The 19,350-nt window shown below is 43.3% G+C and carries 19 protein-coding genes and 1 tRNA gene; 12 read left to right on the forward strand and 8 right to left on the reverse strand.

Annotation, left to right across the window (positions count from 1 at the left end):
- Window positions 1-126: 126 nt before the first annotated feature.
- The 3 genes from rpmA to ONT08_RS08670 form a co-directional block, all read right to left on the reverse strand.
- Window positions 127-417 (reverse strand): 50S ribosomal protein L27, encoded by a 291-nt coding sequence (gene rpmA, locus ONT08_RS08660; RefSeq protein ID WP_006848684.1) that lies wholly within the window; start codon window positions 415-417, stop codon window positions 127-129.
- A 19-nt stretch (window positions 418-436) separates the two neighbouring features.
- Window positions 437-754, reverse strand: a complete 318-nt coding sequence (gene rplU, locus ONT08_RS08665) for a 50S ribosomal protein L21 (RefSeq protein WP_006848683.1) — start codon at window positions 752-754, stop codon at window positions 437-439.
- A 1,019-nt stretch (window positions 755-1,773) separates the two neighbouring features.
- The gene (locus tag ONT08_RS08670) at window positions 1,774-4,062 is read right to left on the reverse strand and encodes an NADP-dependent malic enzyme (RefSeq protein ID WP_117585976.1); all 2,289 of its coding nucleotides are present in this window, start codon (window positions 4,060-4,062) and stop codon (window positions 1,774-1,776) included.
- Window positions 4,063-4,221: 159 nt separating this feature from the next.
- On the opposite strand from ONT08_RS08670, the gene ONT08_RS08675 reads away from it, so the two are divergent.
- A complete protein-coding gene (locus ONT08_RS08675) occupies window positions 4,222-4,839 on the forward strand; it encodes a TetR/AcrR family transcriptional regulator (protein WP_117585977.1) in 618 nt (205 codons plus the stop codon).
- Between the two features lie 113 nt (window positions 4,840-4,952).
- On the opposite strand, the gene ONT08_RS08680 is transcribed toward ONT08_RS08675, so the two are convergent.
- Window positions 4,953-5,438 (reverse strand): GNAT family N-acetyltransferase, encoded by a 486-nt coding sequence (locus tag ONT08_RS08680; RefSeq protein ID WP_264959723.1) that lies wholly within the window; start codon window positions 5,436-5,438, stop codon window positions 4,953-4,955.
- A 596-nt stretch (window positions 5,439-6,034) separates the two neighbouring features.
- Here ONT08_RS08680 and ONT08_RS08685 point away from each other — a divergent pair.
- From ONT08_RS08685 to ONT08_RS08715, 7 genes are all read left to right on the forward strand, one after another.
- Window positions 6,035-6,805, forward strand: coding sequence for a Rossmann-like and DUF2520 domain-containing protein (locus ONT08_RS08685; protein WP_118085704.1), 771 nt, complete (start codon window positions 6,035-6,037; stop codon window positions 6,803-6,805).
- A gap of 58 nt (window positions 6,806-6,863) precedes the next feature.
- Window positions 6,864-7,382: a KdsC family phosphatase gene (locus ONT08_RS08690; protein ID WP_117585979.1), complete on the forward strand. Its 519-nt coding sequence runs from the start codon at window positions 6,864-6,866 to the stop codon at window positions 7,380-7,382.
- A 93-nt stretch (window positions 7,383-7,475) separates the two neighbouring features.
- The gene (locus ONT08_RS08695) at window positions 7,476-8,105 is read left to right on the forward strand and encodes a Maf-like protein (protein WP_117585980.1); all 630 of its coding nucleotides are present in this window, start codon (window positions 7,476-7,478) and stop codon (window positions 8,103-8,105) included.
- A 76-nt stretch (window positions 8,106-8,181) separates the two neighbouring features.
- Window positions 8,182-8,646 (forward strand): Fur family transcriptional regulator, encoded by a 465-nt coding sequence (locus tag ONT08_RS08700; RefSeq protein ID WP_022121879.1) that lies wholly within the window; start codon window positions 8,182-8,184, stop codon window positions 8,644-8,646.
- A gap of 23 nt (window positions 8,647-8,669) precedes the next feature.
- Window positions 8,670-9,944 (forward strand): adenylosuccinate synthase, encoded by a 1,275-nt coding sequence (locus ONT08_RS08705; RefSeq protein ID WP_264959724.1) that lies wholly within the window; start codon window positions 8,670-8,672, stop codon window positions 9,942-9,944.
- A gap of 98 nt (window positions 9,945-10,042) precedes the next feature.
- Window positions 10,043-11,410 carry a histidine--tRNA ligase gene (gene hisS / locus ONT08_RS08710; protein ID WP_118200829.1) on the forward strand — a complete coding sequence of 456 codons (1,368 nt, stop codon included), beginning with the start codon at window positions 10,043-10,045 and terminating at the stop codon, window positions 11,408-11,410.
- 124 nt (window positions 11,411-11,534) lie between these two features.
- Window positions 11,535-12,527, forward strand: coding sequence for a rhamnogalacturonan acetylesterase (locus ONT08_RS08715; protein ID WP_264959725.1), 993 nt, complete (start codon window positions 11,535-11,537; stop codon window positions 12,525-12,527).
- A 372-nt stretch (window positions 12,528-12,899) separates the two neighbouring features.
- On the opposite strand, the gene ONT08_RS08720 is transcribed toward ONT08_RS08715, so the two are convergent.
- The 3 genes from ONT08_RS08720 to ONT08_RS08730 all read right to left on the reverse strand — a co-directional run bounded on the left by ONT08_RS08720 (window position 12,900) and on the right by ONT08_RS08730 (window position 14,455).
- Window positions 12,900-12,970 (reverse strand) — tRNA-Cys (locus tag ONT08_RS08720).
- A gap of 417 nt (window positions 12,971-13,387) precedes the next feature.
- A complete protein-coding gene (locus ONT08_RS08725; RefSeq protein WP_022121874.1) occupies window positions 13,388-13,609 on the reverse strand; it encodes a hypothetical protein in 222 nt (73 codons plus the stop codon).
- 33 nt (window positions 13,610-13,642) lie between these two features.
- Complete coding sequence (locus ONT08_RS08730; RefSeq protein ID WP_006848669.1) at window positions 13,643-14,455, reverse strand: hypothetical protein; 813 nt, start codon at window positions 14,453-14,455, stop codon at window positions 13,643-13,645.
- A gap of 130 nt (window positions 14,456-14,585) precedes the next feature.
- Here ONT08_RS08730 and ONT08_RS08735 point away from each other — a divergent pair, with 130 nt between their 5' ends.
- The 3 genes from ONT08_RS08735 to ONT08_RS08745 all read left to right on the forward strand — a co-directional run bounded on the left by ONT08_RS08735 (window position 14,586) and on the right by ONT08_RS08745 (window position 18,122).
- Window positions 14,586-15,860, forward strand: coding sequence for a replication-associated recombination protein A (locus ONT08_RS08735; RefSeq protein WP_264959726.1), 1,275 nt, complete (start codon window positions 14,586-14,588; stop codon window positions 15,858-15,860).
- Window positions 15,861-15,928: 68 nt separating this feature from the next.
- Window positions 15,929-16,576 (forward strand): trimeric intracellular cation channel family protein, encoded by a 648-nt coding sequence (locus ONT08_RS08740; protein WP_117585997.1) that lies wholly within the window; start codon window positions 15,929-15,931, stop codon window positions 16,574-16,576.
- Window positions 16,577-16,613: 37 nt separating this feature from the next.
- Window positions 16,614-18,122 carry a glycoside hydrolase family 10 protein gene (locus ONT08_RS08745; RefSeq protein ID WP_264959727.1) on the forward strand — a complete coding sequence of 503 codons (1,509 nt, stop codon included), beginning with the start codon at window positions 16,614-16,616 and terminating at the stop codon, window positions 18,120-18,122.
- A gap of 128 nt (window positions 18,123-18,250) precedes the next feature.
- Here the strand turns inward: ONT08_RS08745 and ONT08_RS08750 are convergent, their stop codons facing one another.
- A complete protein-coding gene (locus tag ONT08_RS08750) occupies window positions 18,251-18,700 on the reverse strand; it encodes a hypothetical protein (protein WP_117585988.1) in 450 nt (149 codons plus the stop codon).
- A 230-nt stretch (window positions 18,701-18,930) separates the two neighbouring features.
- On the opposite strand from ONT08_RS08750, the gene ONT08_RS08755 reads away from it, so the two are divergent.
- A complete protein-coding gene (locus tag ONT08_RS08755; protein WP_254973185.1) occupies window positions 18,931-19,344 on the forward strand; it encodes a SoxR reducing system RseC family protein in 414 nt (137 codons plus the stop codon).
- Window positions 19,345-19,350: the final 6 nt, after the last annotated feature.

Below are 19,350 nucleotides of genomic sequence, written 5' to 3' on the forward strand. Positions count from 1 at the left end.
TGGTTTTACAGGGTTGAGGAGCTTAGAAGGGGGGTAATCCGTGCCTAAAAAGAAGAAAGCCTGCTCTAGGTATGAGCAGGCTTCTATGTTGTTTGTTTGGAATAGTTTTTTCTAAAACTTTAAAAATTAAGCGTCAGCTTTTTTGGTCTTCTCAGCGTAAACCTCTGGAGAGAGAACAGAAACTGTACTCTTGTCCTTGCGGCCCTTGTGGAAGTAAACGATACCATCTGCCAAAGCATACAATGTATCATCCTTACCCTGAGCTACATTCTCACCTGGGAAGTGCTTGTTACCACGCTGGCGAACGATGATGTTACCTGCGATGATGCTCTGACCACCCCAGATCTTAACGCCTAATCTTTGTGAAGCTGATTCACGGCCGTTCTTAGAACTACCAACACCTTTCTTATGTGCCATTTTCTAATTCCTCCTAATTTTAAGCGATTACAGATTTGATTGATACTTCAGTGAACTGAGCACGATGACCATTCTTCTTGCGATAGTCCTTGCGGCGCTTCATCTTGAAGACGATTACCTTGTCACCCTTTACGAGTGGGTTCACTACTTCTACTACTACTTTTGCACCCTCTACAGCTGGTGCACCGACAGTGATTGAGCCGTCTTTGTCAACGAGCAAAACCTTGTCGAACTCAACAGTCTGACCTGCCTCAACATCCTTGATGTGATGTACGAAGAGCTTCTTGCCCTCCTCAGCCTTGAACTGCTGACCGTTAATTTCTACAATTGCGTACATTAAATTAATTATATAAACGGGTTTCTTCGGGAGGCGTCCTGCATTGTGCCGGATCTTCTTTGAGCCCCTTCGAACTAAACTTTTCTGTAACATTTGCCCAATCCATGAGCATTCGGGGTGCAAAATTACAAATTATCTTTGATATGAACAAAATGTTGGGGAAATAAAGATTGCTTTTTAGAAAGATTTAACAGAAAAGCCTGTTTTTTATAAGAATACCGATTATTTGCTACCAGATAAGGGACTCGTGAATAGTATAATGTTCTTTATTGGGTTCAATAATATACTTCCTCTGGTTCAATGATATGTCTCCTCTGGTTCAATGATATGTCTCCTCTGGCTCAATGATATGTCTCCTCTGGTTCAAGGAGATGTCTTCTCTGGTTCAAGGAGATGTCTTCTTAGGTTTAAGGATACGACTTCTCTGGTTCAAGAAGATACCTTCGTTAAAGTTATGACTAGTGTCAGCAGCTCTGCTGAGCCTAGTCAGCAGGTCTGCTCACTATAGTCGACAGGTCTGCTGACTGCAGTCAGCAAGTCTTCCGACTCAAGTGATATTACCTTTTAATTATATACTTTCTTCTTGGGAACAATATATGCTATATGCTATTTGATGGAGGAGGTGTATAAAAAGAAAAAAGCGATGACCTTCACAGGCTACCGCTCCAAATCTTCAATAGGTATTAGTTTCCATTAAGGTAAAAAGATTGTTTTCAGGATAACTGGCTGCAAAGATACACGATTTTTTTTCAAATCACCAAATATTTATTTGATTATTTTTGTTGTGATTCAATTGTGTGGGTGCACAAGAGTATAAATTAACTTATTTTAGCAAGAAAGGCTGCGTAATCGATTGCAATTCTGTTTTTTTTAGATATCTTCAAAAGTATAAAGAGACGAACTTCCGAGACGAGTAGTGAAGTAGAGAAAATAAAAACAGGTTGGCGCAGAAGTGCCAACCTGTTTATGGAAAATACTATTATCTTATTCTGTTTGTTCGAATCAGGAAAAAGAAGTGATTACTTCTGCTTCTTGATTTTCTCTACGTAAGCATCAATGACAGCTACTGCTGTGATGTTTACGATATCCTGTACACTACTTTCTGAGTCAGTGAAGTGGATAGGCTTATTCAATCCCATCTGGATAGGGCCGATAATCTCTGCTTCAGGATTCAACCCCTGGAGAAGTTTGTATGCACCATTGGCGCTACTCAAGTTAGGGAACACCAAAGTGTTGACGTCTTTGCCCTTGAGGCGGGAGAATGGATACTTCTCATCGCGCAGATCCTTGTTGAGTGCATAGTTTACCTGCATCTCACCATCGATAGCGAGTTCAGGGAACTCCTTCTGCATCTCAGCAACGGCTTTCTTTACCTTAACAGGTGAGCCAATATTGTCTGTACCGAAGTTAGAGTAGCTTAACATGGCCATAACCGGCTCTTCGTTGAAGAACCTCACTGTACCTGCAGACAGCTTGGCAACATCAATCAGCACATCTTCGTCTGGGTGGCGGTTGATGAGCGTATCTGCGATATAATAAATACCCTTCTGGGTGTTAAGGATATGCATGGTACCGAAAGTCTTATATGGCTCACGGATTCCAATTACATCTTTTGCTACCTTAATAGTATTGCTGTACTTTGTGTAAAGACCAGTGATGAATGCGTCAGCATCACCCTGTTCTACCATTGACATACCGAAGTAGTTGCGCTCGTACATTTTATCATAAGCTTCCTCGAAGCTGTAGCCCTCGCGAGAACGCTTCTCTGCCAGATGCTTGGCAAACTTAGCACGGCGGCCCTGTTCGTTATCGGCACGCATATCTACAATCTCAATATCTGAAAGGTCAAGCTTCAAACGGCTAGCTACACGGTTCAGACGGTCAGGGTTACCCAACAGGATTGGCTGGCAGATACCCTCTTGCTTAGCCTGGACTGCAGCCTTCAGCATAGTTGGGTTGCCACCTTCAGCGAATACTACACGCTGTGGGTGAAGGCGCGCTGTATCGTGGAGCTTGCGAGTCAGTTTGGTCTCCTGACCAAGCAGCTGGCGCAAATCCTGCTTGTACTTCTCCCAGTCTGTGATAGGGGTGCGAGCCACACCACTTTCCATTGCAGCCTTAGCTACGGCAGCAGAAACTTCTGTAATCAAACGTGGATCTACAGGTTTCGGAATGAAGTATTTAGGACCGAATGTAAGGTCGTTAACGTGGTAAACATCGTTTACTACATCAGGAACCGGCTGCTTAGCCAAATCGGCAATTGCATGAACAGCAGCCATCTTCATTTCTTCGTTGATAGCACGGGCGTGAACATCGAGTGCACCACGGAAGATGTATGGGAAACCGATTACATTGTTAATCTGGTTAGGATAATCTGAACGGCCAGTTGACATCAATACGTCAGGGCGGCTGTCCATAGCGTCCTCGTAGCTGATCTCAGGTACTGGATTGGCAAGAGCGAAAACGATAGGGTTGTCTGCCATAGAGCGAATCATATCCTTGGAGAGCACGTTACCCTTGCTGAGGCCTACGAATACATCGGCGCCTTTCACAGCCTCTTCGAGTGTATGGACATCGCGGCGGTCTGTTGCAAAGAGCTTTTTCTGCTCTGTCAGATTTTCGCGGTCGCTGGTAATGACACCCTTAGAGTCGAGCATAACGATGTTCTTTACCTGTGCACCAAGTGCTACGTAGAGTTTTGTACAGCTGATAGCAGCTGCACCAGCACCATTTACGACAATCTTCACATCGGCAATGTTCTTGCCAGCTACCTCAAGAGCGTTCTTCAAACCTGCTGCAGAGATGATAGCAGTACCATGCTGGTCATCGTGCATTACAGGGATATCGAGAGTTCTTTTCAGGCGCTCCTCGATGTAGAAACATTGAGGTGCCTTGATGTCCTCCAAGTTGATTCCACCAAATGTAGGAGCGATTTTCTCTACGGTTTCACAGAACTTTTCTGGGTCTTTTTCATCGATTTCAATATCGAAGACATCCACACCGCCGTAAATCTTGAAAAGTAATCCCTTACCTTCCATCACTGGCTTTCCGCTCATGGCACCGATATCGCCGAGTCCGAGCACTGCTGTACCATTACTGATAACAGCAACCAGGTTACCCTTGTCAGTATACTTGTATGCATCGTCTGGGTTCTGCTGGATCTCAAGACATGGGAATGCCACGCCAGGAGAATAAGCAAGGCTCAGATCCGTTTGTGTGTGATAAGGTTTTGTTGGCTTAACCTCAATCTTGCCAGGACGACCAGTCTCGTGATAACTTAAAGCCGCCTCTTTTGTAATTTTTACCATAACAATATATTGGTTTAGAGTTTATTTTTCTTTCATATTCGTGGATTTTTTGCACGAAATTTAAAAGTTTGTGCAAAGGTACAAAAAAACTTAGTAAAAAAGAATGGTTTTTTGATTTTTTTTGTATCTTTGCACAAAAATAGTCTTCAAACAAGTAAAATGACAGAAATCAATCAATATAGACAAGAACTGAAAGACAGAATTATCTCTTATGCGATGCCTGAATTCTATAAGCGTGGTGTAAAAGCTGTTAAGATGGATGAAATCTCACAGGGACTTCATGTATCTAAGAGAACTGTGTACGAGATTTTTGGTGACAAAGAAGAATTGTTGCTTGCTGGTATGATGCGTCAGCTAGAAGAAAATCGTTCGAAGTTAGAGGACTTCGCCAAGACCCAAGCGAAGAATGTGATAGATATTATCAGCTATGTCTATAAATTGCAGATGGAGCGCAATGGGATGGTGGGCGTTCTTTTTTATGAGGAGGTTCATAAGATGCCTCGTGTAGTGAAATTCTTCCAGGAAAATCATGCTCATGAACGGGAGGAGAGTGTACGTTTCTTTGAGGCTGGTGTAAAGGAGGGACTTTTCCGTAAGGATGTAGACTTCAATGTTGTTATGGACATAGGACATGTAATGATGGAGGAAATCATGCATCATCAGCTCTATCGTGTTCATTCGATGCAGGAGATATACGACAATTATATTTTGTGCCTGATTCGTGGATTCTGTACAGAGCGCGGCTTAGAGCAGCTTGACCGTGCTTTGAAAGAGTAGAGGCGTTGGCTTTAATATGCAAAATGTACTTTTTGAGCGTATGTGTAATTACGCTTAAAAAAGAGAAAGAGGTTTCGGAGATGCTTTATATAGACTCATGGAACCTCTTTTCCTTAATCCTTGTATAGCCAGTGGAGGAGCAGGTTTATAACTTTTGGATAGAAGCGGAACCAGCGAAACTTGGTAACAGGTTTGCCTCCGAAACCGAGAATGAATTCACGGTAGAGATTACTCTTAAGCGGAAGTCCTGCGTCCATAAAGTGGAGGTGTTGGGCATCCTGCTCCTGTGCATCAGAGAGTGCTTGCCAGATGGTCATTGTGTCCGGATGCAGATGGATGTAAGTCTTTCTCTTGAATGCAGAAAACCAAAGAAAGGCATTGCCTTGGTTGTAGATGCAGGTATAGCCGCCAATCACTTTGTCCTTATAGGTGATGATGACGTTTCTGGCATTACTACTTGTACTCAGTTTCTGAAAGAATGTTTCGTCAGGAACAAAACGGCGAAGTTTCAGCCGATAATAATTTTTGAGCAACTGGTGATAACGATGGATGTCTTCGGGTGAAGTTGCCTCTCTATAACTTATTCCCTTTTTCTTCATTTTTTCAATCATAGCAATTTGTTTGTCTGAGAGTCGCTCTTGGGGAAGTTTGCTGTGTAGGGAGTTATGTATCTCTTGCCAGGCAATAGGTACATAGCCCAATTTTCTGAATTCCCGGTAACCCAGCATCTTTTTGCTCATTCGGGAGAACTCGATGTAAAAGCAGAGTCGTTTGTGTAAGTGAATAGTTATGCTGCGGAGTAACAATGGGAAAATAGCATTCTGTTCAGCATCGGGTGCATAAAGTCCCTCTCCGTACGCGTGTGCGTGCGTATATAAATAAGGTGGGAATAAAGATTTGCGGTGATAGAGGATGACGAGCATTTGTCCTACCACCTTGTTCTCCTGTGTGGCGACAGCCATAAAAGGGGTTATGCCGGGTGTTTTTTCAAGAATCTGAAAAAGCTCCAAGCTATGAAAAAAGTCGCCTTCCAATAAATGCGGCATTTCTTCCAGTTTACCATATATTTCTACTTCATATTTTCTCACGAAGGCAAAAATAATAAATTTATCATAAAAAAGCAAGAAAAAGGGCTTCTCTATCGTTATTTTTTAGTATTTTTGCATAAAAAGTAGAACTTTAAACAAAATTACGTATGAAAATAGTGTTTATTGGGGCAGGTAATCTTGCTACCAATCTTGCGCTCGAAATATCACAATCAGAACATCAGATTGTGCAAGTTTTCAGTAGAACTAGGGAGTCGGCCTCTCTATTGGCTGAGAAGGTGAATTGTGAGCCTGTCAATGAGATGAGTAAGGTGGTCTGTGATGCAGATTTGTACATCGTTTCAGTGAAGGATGATGCGCTTGAAATACTTATTCCTGAACTGTGCAAAGGAAGAGAAGATAAGATGTTTGTTCATACAGCTGGTTCCATGCCGATGGATGTTTTCAAAGATTATGCCCGTCATTATGGCGTATTTTATCCGATGCAGACATTTACGAAAGATAAAAAGGTTGCATTCGAAAATATTCCTATTTTCATTGAGGGATGTGGTGCTTTCGAAACTTCTTTCCTGAAGAGGTTGGCAGAACAGATTTCTCGTAGTGTCTATGAATTGGATTCTGATAATCGTAAGTATCTGCACCTGTCAGCTGTTTTTGCTTGTAATTTTGCGAATCATTGCGTAGCTGTAGGTCAGCAGATTCTCGAAAATCATCACATTCCTGGCAGTGTTCTCCGTCCTCTGGTTATGGAAACTATGGACAAGGCTTCTTCGCATTCGGCAGCTGAAGTGCAGACAGGACCGGCTATTCGTGATGATCGGAACGTAATGGAGAAACAAATGCAACTTCTTGAAAAACAGCCAGAACTACAGCAGATTTATGAAATGATGAGCAAAAGCATATTCAAGTTCAAGAGATAAAACTGTTATCGGTTTAAGTTTGCAGTTAGGAATTTAAGTTCTAAAAACAGAAATAAATATGATAAATTACGATTTAAATAAGATAAAAGCAATCATCTTTGATGTTGATGGAGTGCTGTCAAGACAGACCATCACGCTTTCCAGTGCCGGCGAACCTTTGCGTACTGTTAATATCAAAGATGGCTATGCCATTCAGCTGGCTCAGAAGAAAGGTGTTCGTATCGTAATTCTGACAGGCGGTAATTCTCATGCCATACAGGTACGCTATGAAAATCTTGGTGTAGAGGATATCTTCATGGGGTGTTCTGTAAAGATAAAGACTTATGAGGAGTTCAAGCAGAAATATTCAATTACAGATGAGGAAATAATATATGTAGGTGATGATATTCCTGATTATGAGATTATGCGTCGTTGCGGATGTCCATGTTGCCCAGCAGATGCATGCTCCGATATTAAAGAAATTTCTACTTATATCTCGGCTTGTAACGGAGGTGATGGTGTGGGACGTGATGTCGTAGAACAGGTGCTGAGAACCAAGGGTTTATGGCTTTCAGATGCTAAGGCGTTTGGCTGGTAGAATTTAGTTGAAAGTTGAAAGTTGATAGTTTATAGTAGAAAGTTTGCAACTGAATTTTAATCATAAAGTTCAAAGTAATAAGGTTTAAAATAGATGAATTATAAGATTATTTTGGCGAGTAATTCGCCTCGCCGCAAGGAACTTCTGGCAGGTTTGGATATTCCTTTTGAGGTGAAGGTGATTAGTGGTATTGATGAAAGTTATCCTGCTGACCTCGATGCTTATCAGGTGGCAGAATTCATCTGCAAGAAAAAGGCTGAGGCTTACCGTCCGCTTTTGAACGGAAATAATAGTGTTGAAGAGTTGGACGAGTCAGAAACTTTGATTCTTACTGCAGATACGGTTGTGATTGCGCCAACAGCTGGCGAACAGAATGACCAGGAAGGAAAGGGAGTCATCCTCGGGAAGCCTCGTGATGCTGAAGATGCCAGACGAATGCTGAAGATGTTGAGCGGAAAGACGCATCATGTAGTTACAGGTGTTTGTCTTACTACCCAGCATAAGCAGCGTTCCTTTTCAGTAACAACAGAAGTGACGTTCAAACCGCTTTCTGATGATGAAATCAGTTATTATATAAATCATTATCAGCCGTTTGACAAAGCTGGCGCCTATGGTATTCAGGAATGGATTGGCTACATAGGTTGTACGGGGTTGAAGGGGAGTTATTTTAATGTGATGGGGCTTCCGGTTCAGCGTATCTATGAGGAATTGAGGCAAATTTAGATTTTTTAAAATTAAATATTGTTCTATGTCGTAGATAATGAGTATCTTTGTGCGTTTTATGTAACTAACAAGGATTATGAGTGAAGAAATTTTAGCAAAAGCTCATGAGGTTTTGGACAATTATATGGAGAGCAATCATCACCGGCGCACTCCGGAGCGTTCCACTATCCTCGACACCATTTATTCTATGGGAGAGCATTTCTCGATAGAAGATTTGGGCAGAGAGCTACTGAAAAAGAATTTTCGCGTTAGCAGGGCTACGCTTTATAACACATTGCATCTGTTCCTGGAACTGAGGCTTGTGGTAAAGCACAGTCTGGCAGACGGCACCAAGTATGAGGCCAGTTATAGCGAGGACAATCATGTGCATCAGGTTTGCACGATTTGTGGCAAGGTAACAGAAATTGTAGCACCGCAGGTTACGGCTGCTGTGAAGGATATCAGGATGCAGCGCTTTCGTAAAGATGCTTATGCTCTTTACATCTATGGCGTATGCAGCGGCTGTCAAAGCAAGATGACTCGCAAACGCAAAAAAGAATAAGTATCAAGATAAAAAGATAAAAAATGAACACAGGTAAAGTAGATGTCCTGCTGGGTTTGCAGTGGGGCGATGAAGGTAAAGGTAAGGTGGTTGACGTGTTGACCCCTAAGTATGATGTCATTGCTCGTTTCCAGGGTGGTCCTAATGCTGGACATACATTGGAGTTTGAGGGCGAGAAGTATGTGCTTCGCTCTATCCCTTCTGGTATTTTCCAGGGTGGTAAGGTGAACATCATCGGCAATGGTGTGGTTTTGGCTCCAGACCTCTTTATGGGTGAGGCTAAGGATCTTGAGAAGAGCGGTCATGATTTGAAGAACCGTCTTTACATCTCTAAGAAGGCACATCTCATCATGCCTACTCACCGTGTACTCGATGCTGCTATCGAGGCTTCTAAGGGAAAGAACAAGGTAGGTACTACTGGTAAGGGTATCGGTCCTACTTATACTGACAAGGTTAGCCGTACCGGTCTTCGCGTAGGCGATATCCTTGACAATTTCGAGGAGAAGTATGCTGCTCACAAGGCTGCTCATCTCAAAACCATCGCAAGTCTCGGTTATACCGACTTCGATATTACAGAGGTTGAGAAGACCTGGATGGAGGGCATCGAATACTTGAAGCAGTTCAAACTTATCGATAGCGAGGTAGAAATCAATAAGGTGCTCCGTTCTGGCAGGGATATCCTCTGCGAGGGTGCTCAGGGTACTATGCTCGATGTTGATTTCGGTTCTTATCCGTTCGTTACTTCTTCTAATACTATCTGTGCAGGTGCCTGCATAGGTCTGGGTATCGGCCCTAACCGCATCGGCAATGTTTATGGTATCATGAAGGCTTACTGTACACGTGTTGGTGCAGGTCCATTCCCTACAGAGCTTTTCGATGAAACTGGTGCCAAGATCCGTGACCTCGGTCATGAGTATGGTGCTGTTACCGGTCGTGAGCGTCGTTGTGGCTGGTGTGATCTTGTACAACTCAAGTATTCTGTTATGGTGAATGGTGTTACTGAGCTTATCATGATGAAGAGCGACGTGCTCGATGGCTTCGATACCATCAAGGCATGCGTGGCATATAAGTTGAAGGATGGTTCTGTTACAACAGATTTCCCATACGAAATCGATGATGTAGAACCTGTTTATAAGGAGTTCAAGGGCTGGAAGACAGATATGACTAAGTTCACATCTGAAGATCAGTTCCCACAGGAGTTCAAGGATTATATTGCTTTCGTAGAAGAGTTCCTTGAGACTAAGATCGGTATCATTTCTATCGGTCCAGACCGTGCTCAGACTATTGTACGCAAATAAATTATATAGTGTTTAATGTTTAGTGTTTAATGTTTACTTTGAGGGGTTTGCATTACGCTAAACATTAAACATTTAACATTCATATTAAACATTAATAAATGGCTCAGAAACCAAGTATACCAAAGGGCACGAGAGATTTTGGTCCTGTTGAGATGGCGAAACGCAACTACATCTTCAACACCATCAAGGAAGTGTATGCTCTTTATGGATTCCAGCAGATTGAGACCCCAGCCATGGAAACCCTTCAGACCTTGATGGGCAAGTATGGTGAAGAGGGTGATAAACTGCTTTTTAAGATATTGAATTCAGGCGACTATATGAATAAGGTGAGCGATGAGGATATTCATTCTCTCGGATCACTCAAATTAGCAGCGAAACTTTGTGAGAAGGGTCTTCGTTATGACCTGACAGTTCCTTTCGCACGTTACGTAGTGCAGCACCGCGAGGAGTTGCAGATGCCTTTCAAACGTTATCAGATTCAGCCAGTATGGCGTGCAGACCGCCCTCAGAAAGGACGTTACCGTGAGTTCTATCAGTGTGATGCCGATGTGGTTGGCTCTGATTCTCTCCTGAATGAGGTCGAGTTGATGCAGATTGTTGATACCGTGTTCACCAAGTTTGGTGTTCGTGTATGCATCAAGATTAATAACCGCAAGATTCTTACCGGTATTGCAGAGGTTATCGGCGAGGCTGAGAAGATTGTAGATATCACAGTAGCCATCGATAAGCTTGATAAAATCGGACTTGACAATGTAAACGAAGAGTTGCGCAATGACGGCATTTCAGAAGATGCCATTGAAAAGTTGCAGCCAATCATCTCATTGTCAGGAACTAATGATGAGAAACTTGAAGTGATTGCGAAGGTTCTCGAAAGTTCAGAAGTTGGTTTAAAGGGTGTAGAAGAAACCAAGTTTATCCTCGATACCTTGAAGACTCTTGGCTTGAACAACGAGATAGAACTGGATCTTACTCTGGCTCGTGGCTTGAACTATTACACAGGTGCTATCTTCGAGGTGAAGGCGCTTGATACTCCAATGGGAAGTATTACAGGTGGTGGTCGTTACGACAACCTCACCGGCATTTTCGGTTTGCCAGGTTTGAGCGGTGTTGGTATCAGTTTTGGCGCTGACCGTATTTATGATGTGTTAGGTGCGCTCGACCTTTATCCGAAGGAGGCTGTAAATGCTACTCAGGTACTGTTTATCAACTTCGGTGAAAAGGAGACAGCTTACTGCCTGCCTATAGTAAGTGCAGCTCGTGCAGCCGGTATCCGTACCGAAATCTTCCCTGATAAGGCGAAGATGAAGAAGCAGATGAGCTATGCCAATGCCAAGAATATTCCGTTTGTGGTGCTTGCAGGTGAGAATGAGATGGCTCAGGGCAAGGTTACGCTTAAGAATATGGAAACTGGCGAACAGACCTTGGTTACTGCCGAGGAATTGATAGCCAAAGTAAATAAATATTAATACTCTCTTTCTCGTCCTCTCGTGCTCGTATATGTGAATATGCAGTACGGCAGGGCGAGAGCTTTTTATATGTTATCACGTATGCAAATCTATAATTATAGTAAATTCTAAAAACTACGGACAAATGAAAAAAATTAAAGCTATTTTATGTGTATTCATGCTGGCATTGCTGATGACATCCAGTACGAAGACAACAACGATTTTTGTAATAGGTGATTCTACTGCTGCCGAGAAAGACGGTTTTAGAAATAGTCCTGAGCGAGGATGGGGTATGGTATTACAGGGCTTTTTTGATGACAAGGTGATTGTTGACAATCATGCTGTTAATGGTCGTTCTTCTTTGAGCTTTATCAATGAAGGAAGATGGAAAAAGGTTTTAGATAGAATAAAGCCAGGTGATTATGTGTTTATTCAGTTTGGGCATAACGATGAGAAGCCAATGCCTGACCGTCATACTGATCCGGGATCTACTTTTGATGCAAACCTTGCCAGGTTTGTAAATGAGACTCGTGCCAAGGGTGGCAATCCTGTACTGTTCAATGCGGTGGTTCGTCGCTGCTATTATTCTGCAGAATTGAAGAATGATGATGACGAGAAGCTTCGCAATAAAGTATATGATGGAAAGGAACAGATTAATAGTGATACGCTTATCGACACCCACGGAGCTTATGTGATAGCTCCCCGCAGTGTAGCAAAGCAGCTGAATGTTCCATTTGTTGATGCTACCAAGATTACCCACGATATAGAAACGGGCATGGGTATTGAAGGCAGCCGCAAATTACATATGTGGTTTATGCCTGGCGAGAATCCGCAGGTTCCTAAGGGTAAGAAAGATAATACCCATTATAATGTATATGGTGCACGTGTGGTTGCCGGTGCGCTTGCTGATGCTGTAGCTGAGCAGGTGCGAGCGCTGAAGTCTCATGTCTGCCATTATGATTATGTAGTCTCTGCAGAAGGTCGAGGCAATTTCATGGATTTGCAGAAGGCTGTAGATGCGGTTCCTGTAGGCAAGAAGGCTGTTATCCGTATTTTGGGTGGTGAATGGAAGAAGCCAATCATCGCAAAAGGCAAGAAGATTAAGTTTGTAAAGTCATTTGGTGCTAAAATCAAATAATAACAGGCTTTTCTCAATAACTTTGTAGATATACATAAAAGGGGTACTTTCACAAGCACCCCTTTTCATATTATACAAAAACATTATGAATTATTTCTATTAGCGAACAAGATTTTAATTTCTATCTTTGTCTCAATTATCTAAAAGTTTCAAACGTTCACCAGAATTGCTTGGGGCAAGGGGCAATTCCTACTCGTAGGATAACCTCAGTTCTGATGTTTATCATTTACGGTTGCAAAGGTACGAAGATTTTTATAATTGTGCAATACCTAAAAATGGGGGTTTTGATGAATATCTAGAAATGAGGAATGAAAATGGGGGAGAGTAGATATGAAAAAAGGAAGTCCTTATTGAAGAACTTCCTTTTTTATGAGGTGTCTAGCGGAGTCGAACCGCTCTACACGGTTTTGCAGACCGTTACCTAACCGCTCGGTTAAGACACCTTGTGTAGAATAATCATTTCTAATTTGCGAGTGCAAAGGTACTACTTTTTATTGGTTCTACCAAATTTTTATGCAACTTTTTTAATTAAAACAATCACTTTCTTTGTATCTTGCTCATAATGAACGGGTTCTGAAATGCTTTATTTTTTGTCTGGTTTCCTCGCTGCATGACAGTAAAAGTAGTTTTAGCAGCTCTTTTTATGAGAGCTACTCTTGTTCTTTCCGCTGAGTAGCCTCTTTCTTTTTATTCTTTTGGCATTTCTCAACGAACGGGCAACCTGAACATTGATAGTTTTTACACTCTCGTGCTTGTTTGATGGAGCTGTAGATACAAATGGCGGCATACGTGACGCATGCCGCCAATATGATTGCTATGATGATATACTGTATCATAAGCATAGGTAAATTAACATAATACTAACCTACTGCGTTATAACCATTGGTTGAGTTTTTGCGCATGATGTCGCGGATGTTCATCTCCTTGAAACCCTCTGCGCGTTTCTGCTCTTCAAGCTCTTTCTCTTCCTCGATATCCTTTTCTGAACGGGTGAAAGTGAAAGCCTTGTACTTAAATTCTGCAATCGCCCAACCTACGAGGCCCACAGCGATCAATGCAACAAATCCAATTAATGCGTTCATTTCTCTTTATATTATAATAATGTATAAACTGAATTAATAATCATCGTCGGCTACGTCTTCTGCATCATCAAGACCGAGGTTCTCCGGGTCTTCGAAGGTAGTACGGTAGCTTTCCTCAGTAAGCTTGTCGTCATCGAATGCATCGTCATCCTCATCTGGATCGTTGTAGTGATCCTCGATTTCTGGTGCATCCTCGTCTTCATCCTCGTCTGGGTCGAGCAGGTCGTCGTTGCGTTTCAAATCATTCTCATCTTCGAATCTCATGCGAACCTTTTCTACCTTTGGCTTCTCCTTGGCAAAGATAGCTTCTACCCAAGAACCTTTTGGTACCACGAGCACTTCGTAGTCATCAGCGAGCTTTTTCTCGTACAGACCTCCTGGCTTTTTCAGGCGGTCAGCAGGAAGAGTAGTTGTGCTGATGTCGAAATTACTTTCGATGATGTCCTGGATGCTCTGAGGCAGACTCTCCCAGCCACCACCAAAGTTGCGCTCCAAGAGTTCGATGAGCTTATTGGCGGTGATGTGACTTACATTTTCGTAAGTAAGATCAGTAACACGCATGATAGGGCGCTTTTTGATGGCATACTTTTCTTTCTTGTCGTTGATACGGAAAGTGCCAATCTTAAAGCCGCGTGCCATCAGTTTGTCAATCACTTCAGGACGGTCTACCGTCACTGGTTCCATTTCGAATGCGCTTCGGATCACTGCAATATACTTGTTCTGGTAATCCTTGAGGTCAGCATCCTTTTCTGCTGCTTCCCAAAGACGGAACACATCGTTCTCCTGCAATTCCCAAATGCTACTTTTAGTAACATTCTTCAGTGTTAATATTTTATCTTTATTCATCTTCAATTGTGTTTGTGTGTGCAAAAGTAAGTACTTCTTTTTATATATCCAAATTTTCTTGCTGTTTTTTTGTGTTTTTGGTCACTTTTTTATTTGGAATTCGATTTTTTTCATTACCTTTGCACGTACTATGAGTGAACCATTAGCTGAAAGAATGAGACCTCACACGCTTGCTGACTATGTAGGACAGCAGCATTTGGTAGGTGAGGGGGCCGTGCTGCGCAAGATGATTGATGCAGGGCGCATATCCTCTTTTATCCTCTGGGGACCCCCTGGAGTGGGCAAGACTACCCTTGCTCAAATCGTGGCACAGACCATCAAGGTGCCGTTCTTCACCCTCTCTGCGGTGACCAGTGGCGTAAAGGATGTCCGCGAGGTGATAGAAAGAGCAAAGAGTGGTAGATTCTTTAATTCGGCTTCTCCTATATTGTTTATTGATGAAATTCACCGTTTCTCCAAGAGTCAGCAGGATTCGCTTTTGAGTGCGGTAGAGAAGGGTATTGTTACGCTGATAGGTGCTACCACCGAGAATCCTTCATTCGAGGTGATTCGGCCGCTGTTGTCCAGATGTCAGCTCTATGTTCTCAAACCGCTTGAAAAGGCTGATCTTGAAGGGCTTCTGCATCGTGCCATTACGCAGGATGTAGAACTCAGAGAAAAGAATATTAAGTTGGAAGAGACGGGCGCGCTGCTGCGATATAGTGGTGGAGATGCCCGCAAACTGCTCAATATTCTGGAATTGGTGGTAGAATCTGCCGGATCTTCAGAGATTGTGATTACCGACAAGATGGTAGAAGAGCAGTTGCAACAGAATCCGCTGGCTTACGATAAACAGGGTGATATGCATTATGATATTATCTCAGCCTTTATCAAGAGTATTCGCGGAAGCGATCCCGATGCTGCGCTCTATTGGATGGCGAGGATGATAGAAGGAGGAGAAGACCCGCAGTTTATAGCCCGTAGGGTTGTGATTAGTGCCTCTGAGGATGTGGGACTTGCCAATCCGAATGCACTCCTGCTTGCCAATGCTGCCTTCGATACGGTGATGAAGATAGGGTGGCCCGAAGCGCGTATCGCCCTTGCTGAGGCTGTGGTGTATCTTGCCACGAGTCCGAAGAGCAACAGTGCTTATCTGGGCATTAATGATGCGCTGGCTACTGTACGGCAAACGGGTAATCTGCCAGTTCCGCTGCACATCCGCAATGCTCCTACCAAACTGATGAAAGATTTGGGCTATCATGACGGATATAAGTATCCTCACGATTATCCTGGACATTTCACTGAGCAGCAGTATCTGCCAGACGAACTGAAGGATGCCCGCTTCTGGCATGCGCAGCATTCGCCTTCCGAGGAGCGCCTCTACAACTGGATGGTTACCTGTTGGGGAGAAAGATTCAAGAATTAGTGATTTAGAATAGATATATAGATAATTAGAAATTGATATTTAGAACAACTAACTGATACGAGAAAATGATGATACATGGCGATCCTGAATTCGTGCTCACGCTTCATAGTGTGATAGAATTCATCGGAACATTTGCTTTTGCCCTTTCGGGCATTCGCCTGGCAGCAAGTAAGCACTATGATTGGCTGGGCGGTTTTGTTTGTGGTGTGGCTGTAGCCATAGGTGGTGGAACCATACGAGATGTGATGCTTGGTGTGCGTCCGTTTTGGATGTTGAGTCCTATCTACCTGATTTGTACGCTGTTTGCGCAGTTGGTAGTGATTGCTTGCCACCGCTATCTTAAGCGTCTTGACAATACCTGGTTTCTGTTTGATACCTTGGGCTTGGCGCTTTTCAATATTGCGGGCATCCAGAAGTCGCTCGAATGTGGTTTCTCTTTTTGGGTAGCCATCATCATGGGCTGTATCACGGGTGCTGCAGGCGGTGTTATCCGCGATGTGCTTCTTAATGAAGAGCCGGTCATCTTCCGAAAGGAGATTTATGCGATGGCTTGTGTCGCCGGTGGTTTGGCTTATTGGGGATTGAGCTATCTGGGTGTGAGCCTCTATATTACGGTGATTGTAGCTTTCAGTGTGGTCTGCGCCATCCGATTGCTGGCTGTAAGATACCATATTTCACTCCCGAAGCTGAGGGATGAAGAACAAACTGTAGAATGAAAAGGAAAAAATGAAATTGATAAATAACAGATAACAGATGAAAAGACTGAAAGCGATTTTGATGCTCGTTGTTGCAATGATACTGATGTCGTCGGCAACAATGAAGGCTCAGAACAAACGAGAGTTTCGTGGAGCCTGGATACAGTGCGTTAACGGACAGTATCTGGACAAGAGTACGCAGCAGATCCAGGCGATGCTTACTAGACAGCTTGATGAACTGCAGAAGGATGGCGTGAATGCGATAATCTTTCAGGTTCGAGCCGAGTGTGATGCTCTGTATAAGAGTGATTTAGAGCCTTGGAGCAAGTTTCTTACGGGGGTGCAGGGAAAGGCTCCTTCTCCTTATTGGGATCCGTTGCAGTGGATGATAGAGCAGTGTCATAATCGTGGCATGGAGCTTCATGCCTGGATTAATCCTTATCGTGCCAAGCATAGCGTAACTTCCTATGAGCAGGTTTCACCGAAGAATATCGTGAAGAGGCGTCCTGATCTCTGTTTTCAGTATGGCAAGCTGACGCTGTTGAACCCTGGGTTGCAGGCTGCAGCCGACTATGTTTGCGAGGTGGCTGTGGACATTGTAAGCCGATATGATGTTGATGGATTCCATATTGATGATTATTTCTATCCATATCCAGAGGCCGGACGACAGATTCCTGATCAGCAGCTCTTCCGCCAGCAGTCGCGCGGCATGCGAAACATAGGTGATTGGCGCCGTGATAACGTGAGCCGGTTTGTAAAGCAGCTCAGCGAATCCATTCATGCCGTTAAGCCTTGGGTCAAGTTTGGTGTTTCTCCATTCGGAATCTACCGCAACAAGCGTACCGATCCTAATGGTTCAGAAACTTTCGGCCTCCAGAATTATGATGATCTTTATGCAGATGTATTGCTTTGGGTGAATAATGGTTGGATAGACTATTGTGTGCCTCAGATTTATTGGGAGATAGGCAATCGTGCTGCCGATTACAAGACGCTCATAACCTGGTGGAATAAGCATGCTGGCAACCGCCCATTATATATAGGTGAAGATATAGAGCGTACAGCCAAGTTTGCTGATCCAGTCAATCCGCGCAGTCATCAGTTGCCTGCCAAGCACCGTTTGCATCAGCAGATGAATAATGTGAAGGGCACTGTGCTCTGGTATGCGCAGACTGCTGCCGATAATGTAGGTAATATCGGACATACACTCCGCAACAATTATTGGAAGTATCCAGCATTGCCACCCTCTATGCCTTTCCTTGATAATAAGGCGCCAAAGGGGGTAAAGGGTGTCAAGCTGATGTGGACCGAGAAAGGTCCGCTGCTGGTATGGAAGGCTCCTAAGGCTAGCAAGAAAAAGTGGGGCGATCAGGTGAACCGTTTTGCTATCTACCGTTTTGAGAAAGGAGCTAAGGTAAATCTCAATGATGTTTCTGCACTCCAGGCAGTAACTTATGATAATTTCTATCGCATCCCTTATGTGAGTGGCAAGAAATATGTGTATGTAGTAACTGCTCTCGACCGTGTAGGAAACGAAAGTAAAGGTAAGAAAAAGAAAATTTCTTTTTAGATTGGTTAGATGATATAAACGGAAAAACCGTTAAAAACAGAAAAACCGTTGTACTCGATAGGAGAGAGTGCAACGGTTTTTTATTTTGTTGGGATGGGGGAGCGGGTAGTCCTTTCATCCTGTATTTTTTATTCTTTCAGCAGGTCGTTCAGGAAGTTATCCAGATCGTTGTCCAGATTCTCCATCAAGTCACCACCTACAATGATCGTATCATCGTCAGCAAGATAGAGCTCGCCAATATGCTCTTTATCCTCATCTTCGAGCACAAAGCTGTATGGCTTGAGAATGCCGAGATGATCTATGATATCAGCCTGTTTGCGCAATACATCGCGAAGCAGCTTTGCTACCTCGTCGTAGAAGTCTTCATCCTTGTTTTCTATCCATTGCTCAACAACGCAGCGGGTAATCTCGTTGTCATCGTCGTCAAAGGCCAGGAGTTCGCCACTGTCTTGCGAAACCCTTACGTGGATGTCGGTCATTTGAGAAGTCTCGTCGTCAGATTCTGGCGCAGGGAACTTTTGAGCCACTTTTCTGATAAAGCGCTCTACTTGCATGATTGTTTGCTCTAATGTTTCCATATCAATTCTTTAATAATCAATGCAAAGATACATAAAAAATTGATATCACCAAAAGAAGTTGCTAAAAAAAAGCATTTTTGCTTTTAATTTGTTCTCAAACTGCCTGATTCCAGGGTATAGATAACGTTTACGCTTCTTTTTTTATATTTTCTTTTCGATTTTGTTTGCCATTTCTAAATAATGTAGTATCTTTGCACTTGAATTGCAAAAATGCAATCTCAACATTACAAATGAATAACAAAATAAAACATTCTGGCATCGTAGAGAGCGTAGTAGAAGGTTGTGTGTGCATTCGCATCGTACAGTCGTCAGCCTGCAGCGCTTGCAAGGTGGCTGCTCATTGTACTGCATCCGAATCGAAAGAGAAGATGATTGAGGTTTCTACCTCAGAGGCGTCTCTCTACCACAAAGGCGATAGCGTGGTGGTGACTGCTGATTCGGCTGTAGGCTTCAGAGCCAGTTTCTATGGCTATCTCTTGCCGCTGATACTGATGGTGATCGCTTTGGTGGGTGTACTGAAAGCTACTCACTCAGAGGGAGCCGCAGCGCTCTCGGCATTGGGCATTCTCATTCCATACTATGTGGTGCTCTACTTATTCAGAAACAAACTTAAAAACAAACTGAGCTTCTCTATAGAAATGTAGGGTGCG

The organism is Segatella copri (assembly GCF_026015465.1).
GTDB classification, from domain to species: Bacteria; Bacteroidota; Bacteroidia; order Bacteroidales; family Bacteroidaceae; genus Prevotella; species Prevotella copri_E.